This is a genomic window from Rothia sp. P13129 (genome assembly GCF_048512865.1).
In the GTDB taxonomy this organism is placed as follows: domain Bacteria; phylum Actinomycetota; class Actinomycetes; order Actinomycetales; family Micrococcaceae; genus Rothia.
The window spans coordinates 62,199-82,364 of sequence record NZ_JBLXYA010000004.1 but is presented as its reverse complement, the minus strand read 5'-3'; the positions used below and the strand labels follow the sequence as shown (position 1 = coordinate 82,364).

The window sequence follows — 20,166 nt, the reverse complement described above, 5'->3', positions numbered from 1 at the left end:
GTGGACAAAATTTCCTTAAAGAATGAACTTTGCTGAGGTAAATAGACATAAGTGTCAAGGATTGACGCTTAGATGAGTTCCGCTTCTGTGAGAATAAACTCTATAACAGGGGCATATAAATGTGGAGTAACATTGTCATCCATCGGAACAACCTCCAAAATATGACCCTGCTCAGCAGATACAAAAAGCCCTGGATCATTACAATCCGCAATGCCAATAGTATCCACACCAACAGAAGCCGCAAACCCCGCCAAACCATGATCTGCAATCACCAAATCAGGAACAATACCACGCTCAGATAACTGAGATAACGCAATATCCATGGGACCAGGAAAATGAGTATGTTGAAGACCGCCATACTGTTCAAAAACAATGACATCAAAAATTTGGCGAAGATCCCCATCTAAAAATCGTTCACCCTCACGAATACTCAGTACCTGCGCCCCATGAGAACGCGCAATATGTGCCATCTGCGCATAGATAGGAAATAATCCAGCGGGATGCCCTGTCGCAAAAAGAAGTGACTTCTTCTCACGGACCGCAGCACCAAAGATACGAGCATAACGACGTAAAGCATCAACACACAAACGGGCACTAATAGTATCCTGACCCATACGAAACTCTGGGTCAGAAACAATACCAACCCGACGCGTCATCACCTCAAAAACATCCTCATACGTCCATGGTCGAGTCCATTTCACCCCAAACTCTAAATGCTCGTTGCCATCAATGAAACCTTGAATATGGCTTAGATTATTCTCACGAGCAGTCGCAACCTCACCCGTAATTTTAGACGCATCTAAATACGCCATAAACTCATCATCAGACATCGTAAAACGTTTAACGCCAACTCCCTGAGGATACATATTGCGCTCCTTCGACAAAACAGAAACTTTTCTACGCCAAACTCATAAGAGTTCTATATAACCTAAGCATATCTTCCGCACTATGCTCCCATGTTTTCTCACGGGCACGGTGAGCACCATTTTGACCTAATAAACGCCTACGCTGTGGCGAACGAACCATCTGTTCTACAGCAATAGCCCACGCCTCAGGAGTACGCGGAGAAACCAACACCCCACTGACACCGTCAGCAACAGCACTTTTTAGCCCATCAACATCACTCGCTAAAACCGCAGCGCCACAAGCCTGAGCCTCTAATGCAACTAAACCAAAAGTCTCAGAAGACGACGGAACAGCCACAATATCTGCCCTACGGAAAAACTCTGCCAACTCTTCTGGTGGATACGAAGGATAAAAATCAATACACTCATCCACTCCTAACTCCTCAGCACGAGAGACAAGCTGCTGGTGATACTCAGGGCTGCCCTGCCCAATAAAAGCGCACCTTACAGAAATGTCCTGAGGCAGAAGAGCAAGAGTCTCCACCAAAATGTGCAACCCCTTTAACGGTTGAGGTCGTCCAGCAAATACCAGAAAACATTCAGAAGAAGAACCCTCATTCATCCGACGAGAAGGCACTACATCGTGAAAAACCTGAGAATCAACCCCCGGCGGAATAACAACCGTTTTCTCCTCCTGAGCACCATACCAACGCACCATTTGCTGAGCCTCATCAACAGTATTAACCACCAAAGAGGTCACCTGCTGACAAATCTTCTGCTCACCCTCATAACGAATCTGCGGCTCTTTCCCCTCACCGTGAGCAGAACGAGCATCCTTAGCAGCGGCAGTTGTGTGCATGGTGTGTACCCACGGCACAGAATAATCCTTCCATACCCCCTCTAACAAAGAAAGAACACTCATGCCAGAAAGCCAATAATGAGAATGAACGATATCAGGATTCTCTAACGCCGCATCAGCTACTGCCTTTGCAAAATCATCAACCAACGCTGGCAACTGATCCTTTGCCGCACCTGCCGCAGCATCAACTTGAAGACTATGCACGACCGTCCGCGGTAACACCTCCGATACCTGTGCGGACGGTGAAGAAGAACCAGAAGTATCTAACGTAAATACCTCTACTGATAGGTTCGGATACAGCTTCAACAACGCCTGAAGAGAACGAAGAATATACACATTCATTCCACCAGCATCCGCAGTACCTGGCTGATCTAAAGGCGACGTATGCATCGACAGAATATGAAGATGCATCTTAGGCGAATCAGAAGAACTGAACTGAGAAAAAAACTTTGTAGTATCGTGCTGCACCTCTTTACTGTATTGCACAACGAACAAGGACGCACCTATTTATCCTCGATAACGTCACGAACACGATGCACTACACAGAAAAGAGCAGAACATGAGATACTAAAAACCACGAACAGTAGGAGTCTAGCTATGCACAAAACACCCCGCAAAAAACAGCTACACGAAGACGGCCTAGAACGTCTAGCTATCATTGACACACAAGCTATCACCCACAACGTTCAAACCATCCGAAAAAATATCGGCAACCGAACACTTATCGCCATTATCAAAGCAGACGCCTACGGGCACGGTGCAATACCCGTAGCGAAAACCGTACTAGAAGCTGGCGCAGACATCCTTGGCGTCGTACACGTGAGTGAAGCTATAACACTTCGAGAAGCAGGAATCGAAGCTCCACTCATCGCATGGCTACACACCCCCCGCACCCCATTCGCTACAGCCATAGAACATAACATCCAGCTAGGCAGCTCCGGTTGGGATCTCGAACATATTGCGCGTGCAGCACAACAACTTAACAAAACCGCCCACGTCCACCTCAAAATAGATACCGGTCTAGGGCGTAACGGATGTGTACCAGAACAATGGGAGACTTTCTTCGCCCAAGCCAAAAAATATCAAGACCAAGGCCTTATCAACGTTTGTGGTATTTTCTCTCATCTAGCTGTCGCAGACGAACCTCAACGCCTTGAAACACAACAACAGCTAACGCATTTTTCTCAGGCCGTACAACAAGCCCAAACAATAGGCCTGAACCCAAAATATATTCACCTAGCAAATACTCCCGCCACCCTAGGAACGGGAGAAGGGCTTTACGGACAAGAGTTACTTTGCAATACAGTACGCGTCGGCATCGGACTTTACGGGTTAAGCCCCATCGAGGGTAAAACCTCACAAGAACTAGGTTTAGAACCAGCTATGACAGTGCAAACATACATTAGCGCAGTCAAAGAAGTACCCGCTGGACAAGGAGTCTCATACGGGCTCAACTACCGCACCACAAAACCCACAACATTAGCGCTCATCCCCATGGGGTACGCGGACGGGATACCTCGCATCGCCCAGAACGCACCAGTACGTATCTACAGAGAAGGATACCCCGCACAAAACCATACAGTCGTCGGCAGAATAGCCATGGACCAAATGGTGATAGACCTCGGCGAAGCTGGACTATCAGAGAGCAAACACGGATACTTAGGCGCTCGCGTTGTACTCTTTGGGGCAGGGGAGAATCCTCCAGTAGAAGCTTGGGCAGAGGCCGCTCAAACCATCAACTATGAGATTGTCACCCGCATTTCTGCTCGAGTCCCACGCGTCTACCACCCCTAAACGACGAAGAACGATAATACCCGTGATGAATAAGACCGTAACCTTTGAACTTTCCTCAAAAGAAGACACCCAACACCTTGCACAAGCATTAGCGCCACTGCTACGTCCTGCAGACCTCATCATGCTCAACGGCGAATTAGGAGCAGGAAAGACGACTTTCACGCGTTGCCTTGGACATGCGCTAGGGGTACGTGAAGGAATTATCTCTCCAACCTTTGTACTTTCTCGAGTGCACCCTAACCTTGCAGATGGTATCCGCCCTGGTGGACCTGACCTTGTGCACGTAGATGCTTACCGTCTAAGCAGCGCTGAAGAAATTGATGACCTTGACCTCGAATATTCTTTAGAACGCTCTGTGACCATCGTTGAATGGGGAGAAAACAAAGTTGAACACCTTAGCGATTCACGCCTAGAAATCGACATCATTCGAGCAACCGGAGGAAACGGAAACATACCATTTCAAGGGATAAACGATGAAGACGAAACGGATGAATACAGCTCAGAACCACGCACGATGATGATTCGCGGATGCGGACCTCGGTGGAATACTGAAACATGGAATGAATTAGTGGACAGGCTCTCGGCTGTATTGAACGCTGAACAATAATCTTTTGACAAGGAAACCGCTAGACTAGAGAGCGTGCTTGTACTTGCTTTAGACTCATCCGCCACTGCATCTGTCGCCCTCGGTCAATGGACTGCCGATGGAGTCAGACTATTAGGCCAATGCAAAACCTCAGATACCCGTTCACATGCTGAAGTCATGGCTCCTTATGTGCAACAAACCTTAGAACAGGCTCAGCTCACCGCTAAAGACCTAGATGCTGTGCTTGTCGGTAGAGGACCTGGACCTTTCACAGGGCTACGTGCCGGCATTATGACGGCACGAGTGCTCAGCTTCGCTCATCACATTCCGTGTTACGGGCTTATGAGCTTATATACCATCGCAGAATCTGCATATGAACATGCTCAAGAACACCAAAACCAGCGTTTTCTCGTGGCTACTGACGCCCGCCGTAGAGAAGTATATTCAGCAGAATTTGAACTCACAGAGCACGGATATCAACTCTGTACTGAACCGGCGGTAGGCTCTGCCTCCAATCTTAAAGACTTACCAGTGTACGGTGCAGGTGCCGGACTATACTCTAACGTTCTGAACGCTGTGGCTGATTTTACTCACGTTCAACCAGAGGCCTATGGCCTTCTCCACGCCGCATGGCGGTTAGGACAGAAAAACCTAAAGACCGAAACAAGTGCACTATATTTACGGGAATCTGACGCAAAAGTTCCTCAGTCTATGGTGACAGCAGGAACTGCCTAATGGAAAAAACTAGGACAACCGCAGACGGCTCAACGGTAGTGTTGAGAACATTAGAACTGGTCGATCTTGAACAAATTCATCGTCTAGAATGCGAACTCTTTCCGGTTGATGCTTGGCCGATAGAGATGTTTTTAGCAGAGGTACAGCACCCAACTCGTCATTACATTGTGCTAGAACAAGAACATCAAATTATTGGGTACGCCGGTGTTATGACAGTCGCAGACACCGCAGATGTCCAGACTCTAGCCGTCTGCTCCTCTGCGAGGGGGCGAGGCTACGGAAGATGGCTCCTCGAAACCTTGCATAAACAAGCCCTTGCCCGTGGCGCGGAACGTATCATGCTAGAAGTAAGAGCGGATAATCCTATTGCTCAGAATCTATATTTAGCTCAAGGCTATACGCCGGTGCACCGTCGTGAACGATACTATAACGATGGCGTAGACGCTCTGATAATGATGAAAAACCTCGAAAACGTTGAATCTCTCCAAGAAGAAAAACACCATGACCAATAGAGAACCCCTTGTACTAGGAATTGAATCATCCTGTGACGAAACAGGAATCGGCATCGTACGAGGAACCACACTCCTGAGCAATACGGTTTCTTCATCCATGGAAGAACACGTACGTTTTGGCGGAGTCATACCAGAAATTGCTTCTCGGGCACACCTTGAAGCGATGATTCCCGCGATAGAGCAGGCACTTGAAGAAGCTCAAGTGGATTTAGACGAAATAGACGCTATTGCTGTTACTGCAGGACCGGGCCTTGCCGGCGCGCTCATCGTGGGTGTCTCCGCAGCTAAGGCGTTAGCCGTTGCTACCGGAAAACCTCTCTACGGTATTAACCATCTTGTTGCTCATGTTGGTGTCGGTCTACTTGATCAACCGACTCGCACTCTCCACCTCGAACAACTCTGCGAACGAGGGCTCGGCGCACTATTAGTTTCTGGCGGGCACACCGAGATTCTTGCCGTTCATAACATCACATCAGATGTTCGTCTTCTTGGCGCTACCCTCGATGACGCGGCGGGGGAAGCCTACGATAAAGTAGCTCGACTTCTCGGGCTCAACTACCCTGGGGGACCTGCCATCGACCAAGCTAGTCGTTCTGGAGATTCTCAGGCTTTCCGATTCCCCCGCGGACTTTCTGCCCGAAAATTTATGGGAACAGCTGAAGCCCCCGGACCTCATCGCTATGATTTTTCTTTCTCCGGTCTCAAAACAGCTGTCGCCCGAGTCATCGAAGGATATCAAGCACGAGAAGAAACTGTACCTGTTGCAGATATTGCTGCTTCTTTCCAAGAATCGGTAGTAGACATCATCACCCATAAAGCGTTATTAGCATGTACTGAACAAGGGCTAGAAACATTGCTCTTAGGAGGTGGCGTCGCTGCAAACTCACGGCTCAGAGAGCTGCTTGCTCAACGTTGTGCTGAACATTCGGTAGAACTGATCGTTCCTGAGCTGTCTTTGTGCACTGATAACGGTGCGATGGTTGCAGCATTAGGGGCACGCCTGGTTGCTGAAGGGACAAAACCTTCTCCTTTAGAGTTCGAGACGGACTCATCGTTACCTGTGCATCTCATCTCAATATAAGAACTGGATATCCACAATTGTCAAAGATGTGGGTTTAGAGGCATTGAGCTACTAAGTCTTTAACGACCGCACGTAAATTGCCTCCGGCCGATTGGGCAACCAGACGTTGTCTGGTGCTATTTCCTCCAGAGCCCATCATCGTCTTAATGTGCTTTAGTTCTTCAACGCACCCTAGATCTTGTGCAATGGGGGAAAGCTCGCTGACGAGTTCTTGTAAGTCTTCTTGTACAGGGCGTTCATCGTTACGATTATTTTGAATAATGATGGCGTCCAAACCATAACGTGCTGCCCGCCATTTGTTCTCTTGAACATGCCATGGTTTGAGGGCCTCTAGCTTTTCTCCTCTATCGAGTTTTCGTGAGAAAGATTCGACCAGACATTGGGTTAAAGCTGCGATAGCTGCAATATCTTTGAGCGATGACAGCCCATCACAAATACGCATTTCTACGGTGCCATAATGGGGTACTGGACGAATATCCCAACGGTTTTCACTAGGGTCGTCGATAACTCCTGTATGAAGCATATCTTGTAGATATGCTTCATATTCTTCCCAACTATCAAAGTGAAAGGGAAGTCCGGCTGTTGGAAGCTGCTGGAACATTAACGCTCTTTGGCTAACGTAACCGGTGTCTACACCTTCCCAAAAAGGGGAGGATGCCGAGAGAGCAAGTAGGTGGGGGTAGTAGGTGGTGAGTCCATCGATAATGGGTAATGCCTTGTCTCGAGAATCGACACCGACATGTACGTGAACACCGTAAATGACCATCTGTCGCCCCCAATACTGGGTACGCTCAAGCATCTTGAGATAACGTTCTTTAGAAGCTACCGGCTGGTCAAGACTCCGCGAGAAGGGGTGAGTTCCGGCGGAGAAGAACTCTATTCCTAGTGCATCGGTGGACTGTTTGAGAGTTAATGCACTGTGACGTAACTGTTCTATGGCTTCTGCGACAGTTGTGCAGACCCCGGTGACAAGTTCTAGGGTATTATCGAGAAACTCTCCGGTGAGATGAGCACCCTCAGTAGCATCCGATAATTCGGGGTTCTTCTGCTGTACTCGTGCTAGTACTTCTTGAGCCCGAGAGCATAGCTCCTGTGTTTTGGCGTCGACAAGGGCAAGCTCCCACTCTATACCCAATGTGGATGGTGCAGACGGTGCGAAGGGAATCATTGTTCTCCTACCTGTGATGGTGTTTTTCCATGGTAGGACAGAAAAGAAGAATTACGAACTTATGACGTCATAAAGGTGAGACAGCCAACGCTAACCGTCGAGAGGTTTTACCCTCTCCAATCCGCGTTAAAATGAGTGTTCCGCTACGTCCTGTCACTGATTTTTTAGTATTTTTGTGATGTCCTAGGAGCTTGATACGTAGTTGTTCGGGAGAAATATCTACCCCTCGTTTTTTGATAGTGAGAGTGGTGATGTTATTCTCGCGTACCCACCGTTTGAGGTGTTTATCGTTAATAGGAAGCACTTGCTCTACACGATACCCTTTGAGTCCGAGAACCTGCAGGGGAGAAGAACTGGTGAGATACGCAATATGTTCGTCAATAAGTTCTGCATCGGTGGTACGAATAATTTCGCCGAGAAGATGCGCACGAATTAAAGCACCATCTGGCTCATAAATATATTCTTTGACCTCATACAGAGGTTCAGATGCTTGTTGCTGGCTGTGAGATTCATGGTAAGGGCTAGAAACCTCAGTGATAACCGATGGTTCAAAAGGGTCACTATCAAGAACGAGCGCGCTTCTTTTAACGTGAGGTCGTGCTAACGCGTTAAACCATAACACCACTTCAACGACAGATCCCTGATGGCTAATCCACTGAGCTTCACATTCTTCAGGTATCTGATCGTGGGGGATAGCTGGCCCCATTTTGACGCCCATGGCAATTCCTGTTTGTGCTAATTTTCGAATGAACGATAAAGGCGGAGAAAAATCTTCTGCATCGAAAGTGCGTGACTGCGTTTTACCATGCTGGACAGTTCGCCGTGCAGGATCAAGCCATAACCCGTCAATTTGGCGCCCAAAAGTTTGGTGAATCGCTGCTAAATCAAGCTGTTCTATATCAGCACAAAAAACCTGTGCCGACGGAAAATCCATAAGATTATATTGGGCATAGCTAGCTGTTCTCTGATCAATCTCTACAGCAGTAACGGCTAACCCCGCCTGCGCAAAACTGAGTGCGTCAGCACCAATACCACACCCTAAATCTGCGACAGAATCAATCTGTGCTTGTGTAAAGCGCTGTGCATGTACCATCGCAACAGCTTGACGAGTGGACTGTTCATACCCAGCTTCGGTTAAAAGCATTTGGTGAGCTTGTTGCCCAAATTTTTCAAGAGCTTTTGTTCTGTTCTTTGCTTGAGTCAAAATCTTATGGACACTATCTGCGCTAAAGCCTTGTGCTCGTAATTGCGTCGCATGATTAAGCGCATGACTATCGTTATAGGGGACGAACAAAGCAATTGCGTCTAACTCTTCTTGAGTTTCTTCAACTGCTGGTGCCGGATGTACAGAGGTGCTCATAGTCGTCAGTGTCCTTATGTTTGGTTAGAGCTCATATTATAGATGCGCTGTGTGCGAAACTGGCGGGTTTTCTTGACCTTCTCTAGGGTACGGCTCTAAAGTTTGTGTTAGCACTTAAGAGCTGACAGTGCTAATAATTCTTGAAGAAGTATCGGCACCGCGACGACGAAACTCCCTCAAAGCACTACTTAGCTCAAACATCAGAAATGTTAAAGAACATCAAGGAGCAAAAATGTCCTCCATCAAACCACTCGAAGACCGCGTAGTTGTCCAGATTCTCGAAGCAGAACAGACCACCGCATCCGGACTTGTTATCCCTGATACCGCTAAAGAGAAGCCACAGGAAGCAAAAGTTATCGCAGTTGGCCCCGGACGCACCGACGAAAAAGGCAACCGCATCCCCGTTGACGTAGCAGAAGGCGACATCGTCATCTTCTCCAAATACGGCGGAACCGAAGTATCCTTCGGCGGAGCAGACTACCTCATCCTCTCCGCACGCGACGTATTGGCTATCGTCAACAAATAATCTTTTCCGCACACAATACAAAGGAGCTAAGAATTCATGGCAAAACAGCTTGAATTCAATGACGCAGCTCGCAAGAGCCTGCAAGCTGGTGTGGATAAACTCGCAAATGCTGTCAAAGTGACGTTGGGCCCTCGCGGGCGCAATGTAGTTCTTGATAAGCAGTGGGGCGCACCTATCATTACTAATGACGGTGTATCTATCGCTCGTGAAATTGAACTAGAAGACCCATACGAAAACCTTGGCGCTCAGCTCGCCAAAGAAGTCGCCACCAAAACAAACGATGTAGCAGGTGACGGTACAACTACTGCAACCGTACTCGCTCAAGCGCTTGTTTCTGAAGGTCTGCGTAACGTCACCTCTGGTGCCGCACCAGGAGAAGTCAAACGAGGCATCGAAACAGCTGTTCGCGCTGTCTCCCAACGACTCCTTGAAAACGCCAGAGACGTTCAAGGCGAAGAAGTTGCACACGTAGCGGCTATCTCAGCACAGTCCCCAGAAATTGGTGAACTGCTTGCCCAAGCTTTCGACAAAGTCGGACAAGACGGCGTCATCACCATCGAAGACGGTTCAACCACAGAAATTGAACTGGAAATTACCGAAGGTATGCAATTCGACAAAGGCTACCTCTCACCATCATTCGTTACCGACTCTGATCGTGCAGAAGCAGTCCTCGAAGATAGCCTCATCCTGCTCTACCAAGGCAAAATCTCAACTGTTGCTGAGATTATGCCACTGCTAGAAAAAATCGTTCAGGCGAAAAAACCGCTGACCATCATCGCAGAAGACGTAGACGGAGAAGCTCTTAGCACCCTCGTCGTCAATAAGCTTCGAGGAAACCTCAACGTCGTTGCCGTTAAGGCTCCTGGCTTCGGCGACCGCCGCAAAGCAATTATGCAAGACCTTGCAATTCTTACCGGCGGAACCGTTATCACCGGAGAACTTGGAATCTCCCTTGACTCAGTCACTATCGACCAGCTCGGCTCAGCACGCCGTGTTACCGTCACCAAAAACAACACCACCATCGTTGAAGGTGCCGGTAGCTCTGCAGACGTCGCTGAACGAGTCAACCAACTCCGCGCAGAAATTGAGCGAGTCGACTCCGAATGGGACCGCGAAAAGCTCAAAGAACGTCTGGCAAAACTTGCCGGTGGTGTTGGAGTTATCAAAGTTGGTGCAGCAACCGAGGTCGAAGCGAAAGAACGTAAACACCGCATTGAAGATGCAGTATCCTCTACCCGTGCAGCACTTGAAGAAGGCATCGTTGCAGGTGGCGGAACCGCACTCGTGCATGCGTTAGCAGCACTTGAAGGTATGACACTTGAGTCAAAAGACGCTCAAACCGGTGTTGAAATCGTCAAGAAAGCACTCGTCCAACCTCTGCGCTGGATTGCTCAAAATGCTGGCGAAGACGGATACGTCGTCACCAGCAAAGTAGCTCAACTACCCGTTGGCTCTGGATTCAACGCACGTACCGGCGACTACGAAGACCTCATCGCTGCTGGCGTTATTGACCCCGTCAAAGTAACACGCTCAGCGCTAGAGAACGCTTCATCCATTGCCGCATTGGTACTGACAACCGAAACCCTCGTGGTTGAGAAACCCGAAACAGAGGACGAAGAAGATAAATAAAACATCTTCTTCTAGAACCCTCTAGAACAGAGAAAAGCCTGTTTTAGCCGCTCCCACAGCGACTAAAACAGGCTTTTCTCACCTCAAAAAGAACTTGTGTTTGCTCACAGTAGACTCAGAAAAAATACTATTTAGGCAGACAATCGACTCCAGTTCCGGTAACGTTCAAAGGTCAGCACTCTCGTCAATCAGATATATACACACAGAAAGAGAACTCTTTCATGGTTGCGCAAACACACACCAAATACCCGTTGAATAGGCGGTGGCTTAAAACCCAAGGTTTTCGCCCCGAAATTCAAGGCCTACGCGCATTAGCTCTCTTTCTCGTCGTCACCTACCACATCTGGTTCGGCAAAGTCTCTGGAGGCGTTGACGTATTCCTCTTCATCTCCGCCTTCCTCCTCTCACTATCAACCTTACGTAAAATCAATGAGGGAAAACCGCTTGCCCTCATCAAATACTGGCTACACGTCTTTCAACGCCTACTACCAGCTGCTGCCACCGTCATTGCCGGAACCGTCATCGCCTCATGGTATTTTCTCTCCCCATCACGCATCATGGGAATCATCCACGACGGCATAGCAGCACTCTTATACTTCCTCAACTGGCGTTTAGCATATAACTCAGTAGACTATTACGCCCAAGACGCAGCCACAAAAACACCCCTACAACACTTCTGGTCACTGTCCATGCAAGGACAGATTTTCATCCTCTGGCCCATCCTCTTCCTCTGCGTCGCATTACTCGTCCGCCGCTTCCGCCTTAACCTCATCGGAACAGCCTTACTCGTATTCGGTACCGTCTGGGGAATCTCACTCGCCTTTTCCATCTACGAAACCGCTACCAACCAAGGCTTCGCATATTTTGATACACGCACTAGAGCATGGGAATTCGCTACCGGAACACTCCTTGCCATAGTGACCTTTTACTGGAAACCTCCACGATGGCTTCGCATCCCCATGGGATGGGTTGGCGTTGCCGGACTCATCCTCTGCGGGCTCATACTGCCAGTACAAGAAGCCTTCCCCGGATACCTTGCACTGTGGCCAGTAACCTGCGGCGCTCTCGTTATTCTTGCAGGACAAACAAACTCCCCATGGGGCGTTGACCGAATCCTCAGCTCCACCCCACTACTAAAGCTCGGCGAAATCTCCTACGCCCTCTACCTCGTACACTGGCCGGTTTACATCATCTACTCAACGCGCGCTCGCGTGGACCACCCTGATTTTTTGGTCGGTTCGTTGCTCATCATTAGCTCGATAGTCATTGCCACCATCATTCACTATGGAATTGAAGAACCTCTACGACGTACTCCCACCGTTAAAAAACATGCGGTACCGAAACCTCATCGTGGAATGAAAAAACTTCTCTCCGGTGCTACTGCTCGCCCAATAGCTATTATTCTGAGCTGCCTGATGCTTGTTGGTGTTCCTCTCGTGGGCGCTAAAGCGTGGGTCCACCATCGTAACAATCAGCTCGAAGCTCTTGCCGAAGCTGCCGGAAGCCCTGACTTTCCTGGGGCGTACGCCTACAACGAGGTTTCTACTCATTACAAGTATCCGCCTATTCCTACTACCGACCCCGAAAAACAATACGATGGTATCGACCCGAACGGCTGTGGCGGTCTTATCGGAGTAGACGGGGGAGTCATCAATTCACTCTGCGGACTTGAACAGAACTCATCTAAGGCAGATAGTCCTTTAATGATGGTTATTGGCTCTTCGCATGCTGGGCAATCTATTGCCTTCTATAGACCGTGGGCTCAAGAGCACCAAACAAACCTTATGGATTTACATCTTGGCGCGTGTCGTTACCCGTTGGAGGCAGAACCGAACCCTAACGAAGAATGCGAAGAATACAACGCTAATATTCGTCAGCTCGTACTTGATGTTCACCCTGAGGCAGTCGCCTTGCTCGTAACACAGACAGACGCGCATCATTCGGAGATTCTTGTGCCCGGTATCGAAGAAGAAATTGAAGCGTACACTCGAGCAGGGATACCTGTTCTTGCGTTACGTGATAATCCTCGATGGGCTGATAATATTTATGACTGTGCTCAGACTCATCCAGAAGATCCTACGTTTTGTGGAGAAAAGCGGGAACAAAAACTTGCAGATATTAATCCTGCTCAAGATTTGATAGACCGCAATCCCTTGGTTTATGGTCTTGATTTTTCGGAACAATATTGTCCCGATGGTTTTTGTTCTCCTATTTTTGGCAACGTCTATGTGTACATGGACGATAACCATATCTCTCGTGCGTACGGTTCTACTTTGGATCAAGAACTCAACCGACAGCTACAAGAACAAGGGTTTAGCCTCGGACGTACCTAAACTACTCCTTTTACCACATTAAATATTCATAATGGGGGCGTCTTATACCCCTACCATGTTGTCTGTTATCACGAAGAGAAAAATACCTACCTGTGGCATCAAAAGAACGTCGATTTAGACCAGAGATTCAAGGGTTACGCGCTTTTGCTGTGACCTTGGTCGTTGCCTACCATTTTTGGCTCGGGCGAGTTTCGGGAGGGGTGGACGTTTTCCTCCTCATCTCCGCTTTTTTGATGACGCTTTCATTCACTCGGAAACTAGAAACAGGTCAGCCAATCGGTTTTAAAGCCCTGAAAGACTACTGGGCACGTACTTTTAAACGTATTATGCCTTTGGCTACGGCAACTGTTCTACTAGTGCTGATGGGGACATGGTTTTTTCTGCCTGCGCCACGGTGGCAAGGGATTATGGATGAAGCCGTTTCAGTCGTTTTCTATTATGAAAACTGGTGGTCCATCAACAACTTGGTGGATTATTATGCTGCTGATTCTTCACAGGCCTCACCGTTACGCCACTTCTGGTCGCTATCGGTTCAAGGGCAAATATTTCTTCTATGGCCCTTACTCTTTGCTCTGAGCTGGGTCATTTACCGTATGATAGGGCGACGGTTCGCTCGCGGTATTCTAGCAACTCTTTTTGGTGCTGTTTTTCTTGCTTCATTGACGTACTCGGTCTATTACACACATCTTGACCAACAGCTTGCATATTTTTCTACGTACACTCGCCTTTGGGAATTTGCCTTAGGTTCTTTGATTGCTATCGGGCTGCCGTATCTTCGCTTCCCTTCAACCATCAAAATAATGGTGGGCTGGCTGGGCCTTATCGCAATAGTATTATGTGGCCTTATCCTAGATGTTGAAGGTAATTTCCCTGGGTATTATGCCTTGTGGCCTACTTTAGCAGCCGCTGCTGTACTGGTTAGCGGAGATAGTGCAAGCCGATGGGGTGTGGAGCGTTTACTCTCCCTCAAACCTTTATTATGGCTTGCGACATATTCTTATGGGCTTTATCTTATACACTGGCCTCTTCTTGTGTTTTACCTCTACACCGTCGACCAAGAAAAGGCCAGTACCAGCGCTGGAATCATACTCTTTGCAGTATCGTTGGGATGCGCTTGGATTCTTACTCAGGCGAATAAAAAACTCTTAACATGCACTCAGCATTTTGACGGCAATGCACGTTTTTCTGTCCTGATTGTTGGATGCTGTATGACCGCTGTCCTCGTAAGTACAACATTATGGAATGTCGTTTTAGAGCGTGCAGAACAACGCCTGAACGCTCAACCTATCGTCGATAACCCTGGTGCCCTTGCCCTTGAAGCAGGTTTCATTTACGAAGGTGAAGAAAATGCTGGTATTCGCCCTAGCTCTGCTGACCGTTTCGACGACCGTCCCCTCTATAGCACCTCTTGTGCGCCGAGCCTTCTAGAAACATACCATTTTGAAGAATGGAACTGTCATCAACTGACAACTTCTGAAGAGCCTACACGCCGAGTCATCGCTGTTGGAAACTCTCATATGGATCAGTGGGGCGATCCGCTTATCTCACTAGCAACACAAGAAAATTGGGATCTTCAATTCCTACAATTTAACGACTGCTACCTACTCGACCCTGCCCGTAATACCACAAATCAAGGATGCCAACGCTGGATTGAGAACTCACAACGCTATATCGATGAGCAAAAACCTGACCTCGTCATCACCATTGGAACAATCTCCGTGTACGAAGGCTCGGGGGAGTACGTCCCTGACGGGCTAGAAGAGTTTATTGAACATCTTGAGCACGAAGGTATTGAGATTATTGCTCTTCGGGATAACCCTCGTTTTGAATCAACTCATGCAGATTGTGAGACAAGAACCCATCAGCTCTGCACCTTTGACTCAGAACTTGCTCAACAACCTAGCCCCTTAGAAGAATACGCAGCACAATACCCTAACTTCGGCACTGTCGATATGACAGACCTGATTTGCCCCAATTCAGAGTGCCCTTCTGCTGTCGGTAACGTGTACGTATATCGTGATGATTCACATCTAACACAAACATTCGTCGTCTCTGCGGAAAATTTCTTCATTCAACGGATGCTTGAAACACTTGAAGGTACTGAACATGCCGATACGGTTGATGAATCTTCGGTACCGGAATATTCAGATACATAAACTCGGTAAGCTCATCAGGTACAGAAAATATTGAATCGGTGAGACGTATACCCTTTTTATCGTGGAACTATTAGGGTTCACACCCTCTGGGGTTTACTATTAACAATTGGATAACCTTTTTCTCTTTCCTCCAGAGAATAACTCTCACAACCGAAAGGTCCGATTCGTTCATGGCTACGCCCACCGCATTGTCTGAAGATCCTTTTGGCTTCACCGGCCTCACCTACGACGACGTTCTTCTGCTACCAGGTAATACCGACGTCAACCCTGCAGATGCTGATACCTCCACAAAATTGTCAAAGCGTATCACCCTGAACACCCCTATTATTTCTGCTGCGATGGACACCGTCACTGAATCTGACATGGCTATTGCAATGGCTCGTCTGGGTGGACTGGGCGTACTACACCGCAACCTTTCCATTGAAGATCAAGCCACTCACGTAGACCGTGTAAAGCGTAGCGAATCTGGAATGATTACTAATCCCGCAACTATCGGTCCAGACGCAACAATTGAAGAATTTGATGCCGTGTGCGGACACTTCCGAGTTTCGGGACTTCCCGTCGTTGACGAAAACGGTATTTTGGTCGGTATCATCACCAACCGTGACATCCGTTATTTACCCGAATCTGAATACTCACAGCGTACCGTTCGTGAGATTATGTCCCCTATGCCACTAATCACCGGCTATGAGGGGATGTCCAAAGAAGAAGCCTACAACCTATTAGCTTCTAACAAGATTGAAAAGCTGCCTCTTGTTGATCAAAACGGCAAATTGACCGGTTTGATCACAGTCAAAGACTTTATCAAAACAGAACAATACCCTCGCGCCACCAAAGACGACGAAGGCCGTCTTCGCGTTGGTGCGGCTGTTGGATTCTTTGGTGACGGCTACGAACGAGCTATGACCTTAGTAGAAGCTGGTGTTGATGCACTCTTTATCGATACCGCTAACGGACATTCACAAGGCGTACTCGATATGATTGCCCGTCTTAAAAAAGATTCTGCTGTCGATCACGTCGATATCATCGGCGGACAGGCAGCAACCCGTGCTGGTGCACAAGCCATTATTGACGCTGGAGCAGACGGCGTTAAAGTTGGTGTTGGCCCTGGTTCTATTTGCACTACTCGCATTATTGCTGGTGTAGGTGTCCCGCAGGTAACAGCCATTAACGAAGCTGCTAAGGCTGCTATTCCTGCAGGCGTTCCTTTGATTGCTGACGGCGGTATGCAACATTCCGGTGAAATCGGTAAAGCCCTTGTTGCTGGTGCTGACTCTGTGATGATGGGCTCCATGCTTGCCGGTACCGCAGAATCTCCTGGCGACCTAATTTTTGTTGATGGCAAACAGTTCAAAGCATATCGAGGTATGGGTTCCTTAGGCGCAATGGTTTCTCGTGGACGCCACAAGTCTTACTCGAAAGACCGTTATTTCCAAGCGGATGTTTCTTCTGAAGAGAAACTTATTCCTGAAGGTATTGAAGGACGTGTTCCTTTCCGTGGTCGTGTCGGCTCTGTGTTGCATCAGCTTGAAGGCGGTCTACGTCAGACAATGTTCTATGTTGGTGCTCGCACCATTGAAGAATTGAAATATGAGGGTAAGTTTGTGCGTATCACCCCCGCAGGACTCAAAGAGTCTCACCCTCATGACATTATGATGACGGTTGAAGCACCAAACTACCGTCGCTAAATCATTCGGCGTGGTATACCCCATAAGCGTTATGCGCTTGCTGGGGTATTGCCTCTAACGAAAGGAACGAACCATGTCCGATATCGAAATTGGTTTATCAAAACGGGCTCGTCGCACCTATAAGCTCGACGATGTTGCTCTAGTACCTTCTCGTCGTACTCGCGACCCTGAAGACGTGAGTACCTCATGGCGTATTGACGCTTTTACCTTCGAAACACCCCTAATCGGTGCACCGATGGACTCGGTGATGTCTCCGCAAACTGCTATCGCGTTGGGACGTTTGGGTGGATTAGGCGTTTTAAACCTTGAGGGATTGTGGACACGCTATGAGAACCCTCAACCTTATTTGGATGAGATTACTTCTTTAGAGCTTAACGATCCTGTTGCTGCTACTCGCCGCATGCAAGAAATCTATGCTGAGCCTATTAAAGCTGAGCTGATTACTAAACGCCTTTCAGAAATTCGTGATTCTGGTGTTATTGTTGCAGGCTCTTTGACTCCTCAACATACTCAAGAGTTCTACGAAACTGTTGTTAACGCTGGTGTCGATATTTTTGTGATTCGCGGGACTACTGTTTCTGCTGAGCATGTTTCAGAAAACCGTGAACCGCTCGACCTTAAAAAGTTTATTTACGAACTTGACGTTCCGGTGATTGTTGGTGGTGTAGCTGGGTATACTCCAGCGTTGCACCTGATGAGAACGGGTGCGGCAGGTGTTCTTGTTGGGTTTGGTGGAGGCTCATCGATGACCACTCGACGTGGTCTAGGCATTCAGGCATCTATGGCCACAGCTATTGCTGATGTGGCAGCTGCACGTTCTCGTTACCTTGATGAATCTGGCGGACGCTATGTACATGTCATTGCTGATGGAGAACTTGGACGTTCAGGGGACCTCGTTAAAGCTCTTGCTCTCGGGGCTGACGCTGCGATGATTGGTGCTCCACTAGCACGCGCAAGTGAAGCACCTGGCCGCGGACTCTATTGGGGCAATGAGGCTCATTCAGTGAACTTCCCTCGAGGTATTCGCACAAACCTCGGTACGGTTGGTACTCTCGAAGAAGTCTTGTATGGTCCTTCCCATCACGTTGATGGCACATCCAACATTGTTGGTGCTTTGCGACGGGCTATGGCAACATGCGGTTTTACCGATGTGAAATCTTTCCAACGAAGCGAATTAGTACTAGCCGACTAAGGATAGACACCTAACATAAAGGAACGTGTTTTCACGTCAATAAGCCTTAAAGAAAGCTCTGATATCACCGATAGTGGCAGTGGTGTCAGAGCTTTTTGATATCAAACGTTATAGGGTAGATATCGTGTTGAAATTAGCTTTTACTCCTCGATGGATTGCCAGTTTACTTCTGGTGATTGCCTTGAGTACGGGTTTTGTGTTGCTCAGCCACTGGCAGCTTTCCTCTGCAACTTGGGGCCAACGCACCGCTGATCCCGCCAAAGAAATTGTGCAGCCTTGGGAAAAATTTCTTTCAGCACATGAACCGTTAACTATTGAGAACTCTGACCATATGGTTAAGGTGACTGGTCACTATATTGCAGGTTCTTCCTATCTGGTCACCGATAAACTTAATGAGGGACGCCAAGGATATTGGGTAGTGAGTGCTTTCCTTCCCGAAACAACACCTGCAACAGATTCTGAACCTCGAGCTCTTGCTATTGCACGAGCATGGACTGCCAAGGACTCACTTCCTGCAGAGCCTCAAGGCACTCTTACCGTGATTGGTCGTATCGTCTCTAATGATGCTCCTTATTATTCTCGAGATATCGAGCAGAAATACTCTGCTGAACAGATCACTTCACAGCGTATGATTGGAACTGCAGCTAGCGCTCAACTGACAAACCTGTGGGATATACCCCTCTACGGTGCGATTATTACTGCCGATGCTGAAACACCTCAAGGCACTCCGCTTCCTTTGGACGCTGAAGGAAAGCTACTATCCTCAGCTACTATTGTGGGGCAGACTGGAGATTTACACGGGGTGAGAGCTTCTCAAGTGACCCATGAAGATGTGAACTGGTTAAATATTTTTTATGCGCTGGAGTGGCTTGTTTTTGCTGGTTTTGCGTTCTTCCTCTGGTGGCGGATGCTTAAAGACTCTTATGAAAAAGCTCAAGACCCTGCTGAATATTTTGAATATGAGGGACAGTATTGGTTAGATGAAGACTCCGGAAGATACTATTACTGGGATCCAGCCGAAGAACAATACTACTTTTTTGACGATATTTCACAGCAACAGATACTAGAAGAAAGAACGAATAAACATGCATCATCATGACTCGTCACCTCAGAAACCTCAAGAACGTCAAGACGGCAAAAAAGTGGTGCTTACCGGACAAGGCACAGCTGACGGTAAAGGTGGATTTACTATCCGCAAAAAATTCGGTGGAACAGAATCTCAGATTCGATCTTCCCTGACCTTTTATAAATGGTGTGCGTGGATTTCTGGTACGTTCCTTCTCCTGCTCGTTCTCGAGATGATTACTCGTTATGTTTTCCGTTTTGACCTTGTGATGGGCGCTCAAGACGCACACACTGGTCAGAGTGTCCCTCTGGGCTTATTGAACCTTGAAACAGATAACTTGGTGGGAGGAATTAACATCTCAACATGGATTCTGATTATCCACGGATGGTTCTATGTTGTGTATCTTTTCTCCTGTTTCCGTCTATGGCTTTTGATGCGTTGGGCACTACCACAACTTATTGTGATGGCATTAGGCGGTGTCGTTCCTTTCCTCTCATTTATTGTTGAGAGCCGTATTCACCGTGAGACTTTAGCGTTACTGCGGGCAAATCCGCAAGCCACAAAACGTTACTAACATTTCAATACCGGTAGTGATAAATATTCCCTTTGCTCTTGTCCGGATAGATTATTGCCGGT

The 20,166-nt window shown here is 48.0% G+C and carries 17 protein-coding genes; 13 read left to right on the top strand and 4 right to left on the bottom strand.

Annotated elements, in window-relative coordinates; all coding sequences use genetic code 11:
* Positions 1 to 68: 68 nt before the first annotated feature.
* Positions 69 to 866 (bottom strand): phosphatase, encoded by a 798-nt coding sequence (locus ACN081_RS04160; RefSeq protein WP_419102904.1) that lies wholly within the window; start codon positions 864 to 866, stop codon positions 69 to 71.
* A gap of 31 nt (positions 867 to 897) precedes the next feature.
* Complete coding sequence (locus ACN081_RS04155) at positions 898 to 2,094, bottom strand: glycosyltransferase (RefSeq protein ID WP_419107052.1); 1,197 nt, start codon at positions 2,092 to 2,094, stop codon at positions 898 to 900.
* 207 nt (positions 2,095 to 2,301) lie between these two features.
* On the opposite strand from ACN081_RS04155, the gene alr reads away from it, so the two are divergent.
* The 5 genes from alr to tsaD are packed head-to-tail and all read left to right on the top strand — an operon-like array spanning position 2,302 to position 6,412.
* A complete protein-coding gene (gene alr / locus ACN081_RS04150) occupies positions 2,302 to 3,498 on the top strand; it encodes an alanine racemase (RefSeq protein ID WP_419102902.1) in 1,197 nt (398 codons plus the stop codon).
* Positions 3,499 to 3,523: 25 nt separating this feature from the next.
* Positions 3,524 to 4,105, top strand: a complete 582-nt coding sequence (gene tsaE / locus ACN081_RS04145) for a tRNA (adenosine(37)-N6)-threonylcarbamoyltransferase complex ATPase subunit type 1 TsaE (protein ID WP_419102901.1) — start codon at positions 3,524 to 3,526, stop codon at positions 4,103 to 4,105.
* Between the two features lie 33 nt (positions 4,106 to 4,138).
* Complete coding sequence (tsaB, locus tag ACN081_RS04140; RefSeq protein WP_419107051.1) at positions 4,139 to 4,819, top strand: tRNA (adenosine(37)-N6)-threonylcarbamoyltransferase complex dimerization subunit type 1 TsaB; 681 nt, start codon at positions 4,139 to 4,141, stop codon at positions 4,817 to 4,819.
* The gene (gene rimI, locus ACN081_RS04135) at positions 4,819 to 5,331 is read left to right on the top strand and encodes a ribosomal protein S18-alanine N-acetyltransferase (RefSeq protein WP_419107050.1); all 513 of its coding nucleotides are present in this window, start codon (positions 4,819 to 4,821) and stop codon (positions 5,329 to 5,331) included. The genes tsaB and rimI overlap by 1 nt, the downstream gene beginning before the upstream one ends.
* Positions 5,321 to 6,412 carry a tRNA (adenosine(37)-N6)-threonylcarbamoyltransferase complex transferase subunit TsaD gene (tsaD, locus tag ACN081_RS04130; RefSeq protein ID WP_419107049.1) on the top strand — a complete coding sequence of 364 codons (1,092 nt, stop codon included), beginning with the start codon at positions 5,321 to 5,323 and terminating at the stop codon, positions 6,410 to 6,412. Before rimI ends, tsaD begins: the two co-directional genes overlap by 11 nt.
* A 34-nt stretch (positions 6,413 to 6,446) precedes the next feature.
* Here the strand turns inward: tsaD and ACN081_RS04125 are convergent, their stop codons facing one another.
* Together ACN081_RS04125 and ACN081_RS04120 are read right to left on the bottom strand one after the other, a co-directional pair.
* A complete protein-coding gene (locus tag ACN081_RS04125; RefSeq protein ID WP_419107048.1) occupies positions 6,447 to 7,580 on the bottom strand; it encodes a glutamate--cysteine ligase in 1,134 nt (377 codons plus the stop codon).
* 67 nt (positions 7,581 to 7,647) lie between these two features.
* Positions 7,648 to 8,940 (bottom strand): THUMP-like domain-containing protein, encoded by a 1,293-nt coding sequence (locus tag ACN081_RS04120; RefSeq protein WP_419107047.1) that lies wholly within the window; start codon positions 8,938 to 8,940, stop codon positions 7,648 to 7,650.
* Between the two features lie 232 nt (positions 8,941 to 9,172).
* Here ACN081_RS04120 and groES point away from each other — a divergent pair, with 232 nt between their 5' ends.
* From groES to ACN081_RS04080, 8 genes are all read left to right on the top strand, one after another.
* Positions 9,173 to 9,466 (top strand): co-chaperone GroES, encoded by a 294-nt coding sequence (gene groES / locus ACN081_RS04115; RefSeq protein ID WP_419100822.1) that lies wholly within the window; start codon positions 9,173 to 9,175, stop codon positions 9,464 to 9,466.
* A 36-nt stretch (positions 9,467 to 9,502) separates the two neighbouring features.
* Entirely contained in the window at positions 9,503 to 11,095 is a 1,593-nt protein-coding gene (gene groL / locus ACN081_RS04110) for a chaperonin GroEL (RefSeq protein WP_419102895.1), read from the top strand.
* A 221-nt stretch (positions 11,096 to 11,316) separates the two neighbouring features.
* Positions 11,317 to 13,428 carry an acyltransferase family protein gene (locus tag ACN081_RS04105; protein WP_419107046.1) on the top strand — a complete coding sequence of 704 codons (2,112 nt, stop codon included), beginning with the start codon at positions 11,317 to 11,319 and terminating at the stop codon, positions 13,426 to 13,428.
* Between the two features lie 92 nt (positions 13,429 to 13,520).
* Entirely contained in the window at positions 13,521 to 15,584 is a 2,064-nt protein-coding gene (locus ACN081_RS04100) for an acyltransferase family protein (protein WP_419107045.1), read from the top strand.
* A gap of 170 nt (positions 15,585 to 15,754) precedes the next feature.
* On the top strand, positions 15,755 to 17,272 hold the full coding sequence (gene guaB / locus ACN081_RS04095) for an IMP dehydrogenase (protein WP_419107044.1): 1,518 nt from the start codon (positions 15,755 to 15,757) through the stop codon (positions 17,270 to 17,272).
* 73 nt (positions 17,273 to 17,345) lie between these two features.
* A complete protein-coding gene (locus ACN081_RS04090; protein ID WP_419100817.1) occupies positions 17,346 to 18,464 on the top strand; it encodes a GuaB3 family IMP dehydrogenase-related protein in 1,119 nt (372 codons plus the stop codon).
* 82 nt (positions 18,465 to 18,546) lie between these two features.
* Positions 18,547 to 19,563: an SURF1 family protein gene (locus ACN081_RS04085; protein ID WP_419102891.1), complete on the top strand. Its 1,017-nt coding sequence runs from the start codon at positions 18,547 to 18,549 to the stop codon at positions 19,561 to 19,563.
* On the top strand, positions 19,550 to 20,104 hold the full coding sequence (locus tag ACN081_RS04080; RefSeq protein WP_419102890.1) for a DUF3817 domain-containing protein: 555 nt from the start codon (positions 19,550 to 19,552) through the stop codon (positions 20,102 to 20,104). The genes ACN081_RS04085 and ACN081_RS04080 overlap by 14 nt, the downstream gene beginning before the upstream one ends.
* Positions 20,105 to 20,166: the final 62 nt, after the last annotated feature.

Excerpts from the sequence above, each read along its gene's own strand:
- ACN081_RS04160 (WP_419102904.1), bottom strand. The coding sequence starts at position 866 with ATGTATCCTCAGGGAGTTGGCGTTAAACGTTTTACGATGTCTGATGAT.
- ACN081_RS04155 (WP_419107052.1), bottom strand. The coding sequence starts at position 2,094 with ATGCATACGTCGCCTTTAGATCAGCCAGGTACTGCGGATGCTGGTGGA.
- alr (WP_419102902.1), top strand. The coding sequence starts at position 2,302 with ATGCACAAAACACCCCGCAAAAAACAGCTACACGAAGACGGCCTAGAA.
- tsaE (WP_419102901.1), top strand. The coding sequence starts at position 3,524 with ATGAATAAGACCGTAACCTTTGAACTTTCCTCAAAAGAAGACACCCAA.
- rimI (WP_419107050.1), top strand. The coding sequence starts at position 4,819 with ATGGAAAAAACTAGGACAACCGCAGACGGCTCAACGGTAGTGTTGAGA.
- tsaD (WP_419107049.1), top strand. The coding sequence starts at position 5,321 with ATGACCAATAGAGAACCCCTTGTACTAGGAATTGAATCATCCTGTGAC.
- ACN081_RS04125 (WP_419107048.1), bottom strand. The coding sequence starts at position 7,580 with ATGATTCCCTTCGCACCGTCTGCACCATCCACATTGGGTATAGAGTGG.
- ACN081_RS04120 (WP_419107047.1), bottom strand. The coding sequence starts at position 8,940 with ATGAGCACCTCTGTACATCCGGCACCAGCAGTTGAAGAAACTCAAGAA.
- groES (WP_419100822.1), top strand. The coding sequence starts at position 9,173 with ATGTCCTCCATCAAACCACTCGAAGACCGCGTAGTTGTCCAGATTCTC.
- groL (WP_419102895.1), top strand. The coding sequence starts at position 9,503 with ATGGCAAAACAGCTTGAATTCAATGACGCAGCTCGCAAGAGCCTGCAA.
- ACN081_RS04105 (WP_419107046.1), top strand. The coding sequence starts at position 11,317 with ATGGTTGCGCAAACACACACCAAATACCCGTTGAATAGGCGGTGGCTT.
- guaB (WP_419107044.1), top strand. The coding sequence starts at position 15,755 with ATGGCTACGCCCACCGCATTGTCTGAAGATCCTTTTGGCTTCACCGGC.
- ACN081_RS04090 (WP_419100817.1), top strand. The coding sequence starts at position 17,346 with ATGTCCGATATCGAAATTGGTTTATCAAAACGGGCTCGTCGCACCTAT.
- ACN081_RS04080 (WP_419102890.1), top strand. The coding sequence starts at position 19,550 with ATGCATCATCATGACTCGTCACCTCAGAAACCTCAAGAACGTCAAGAC.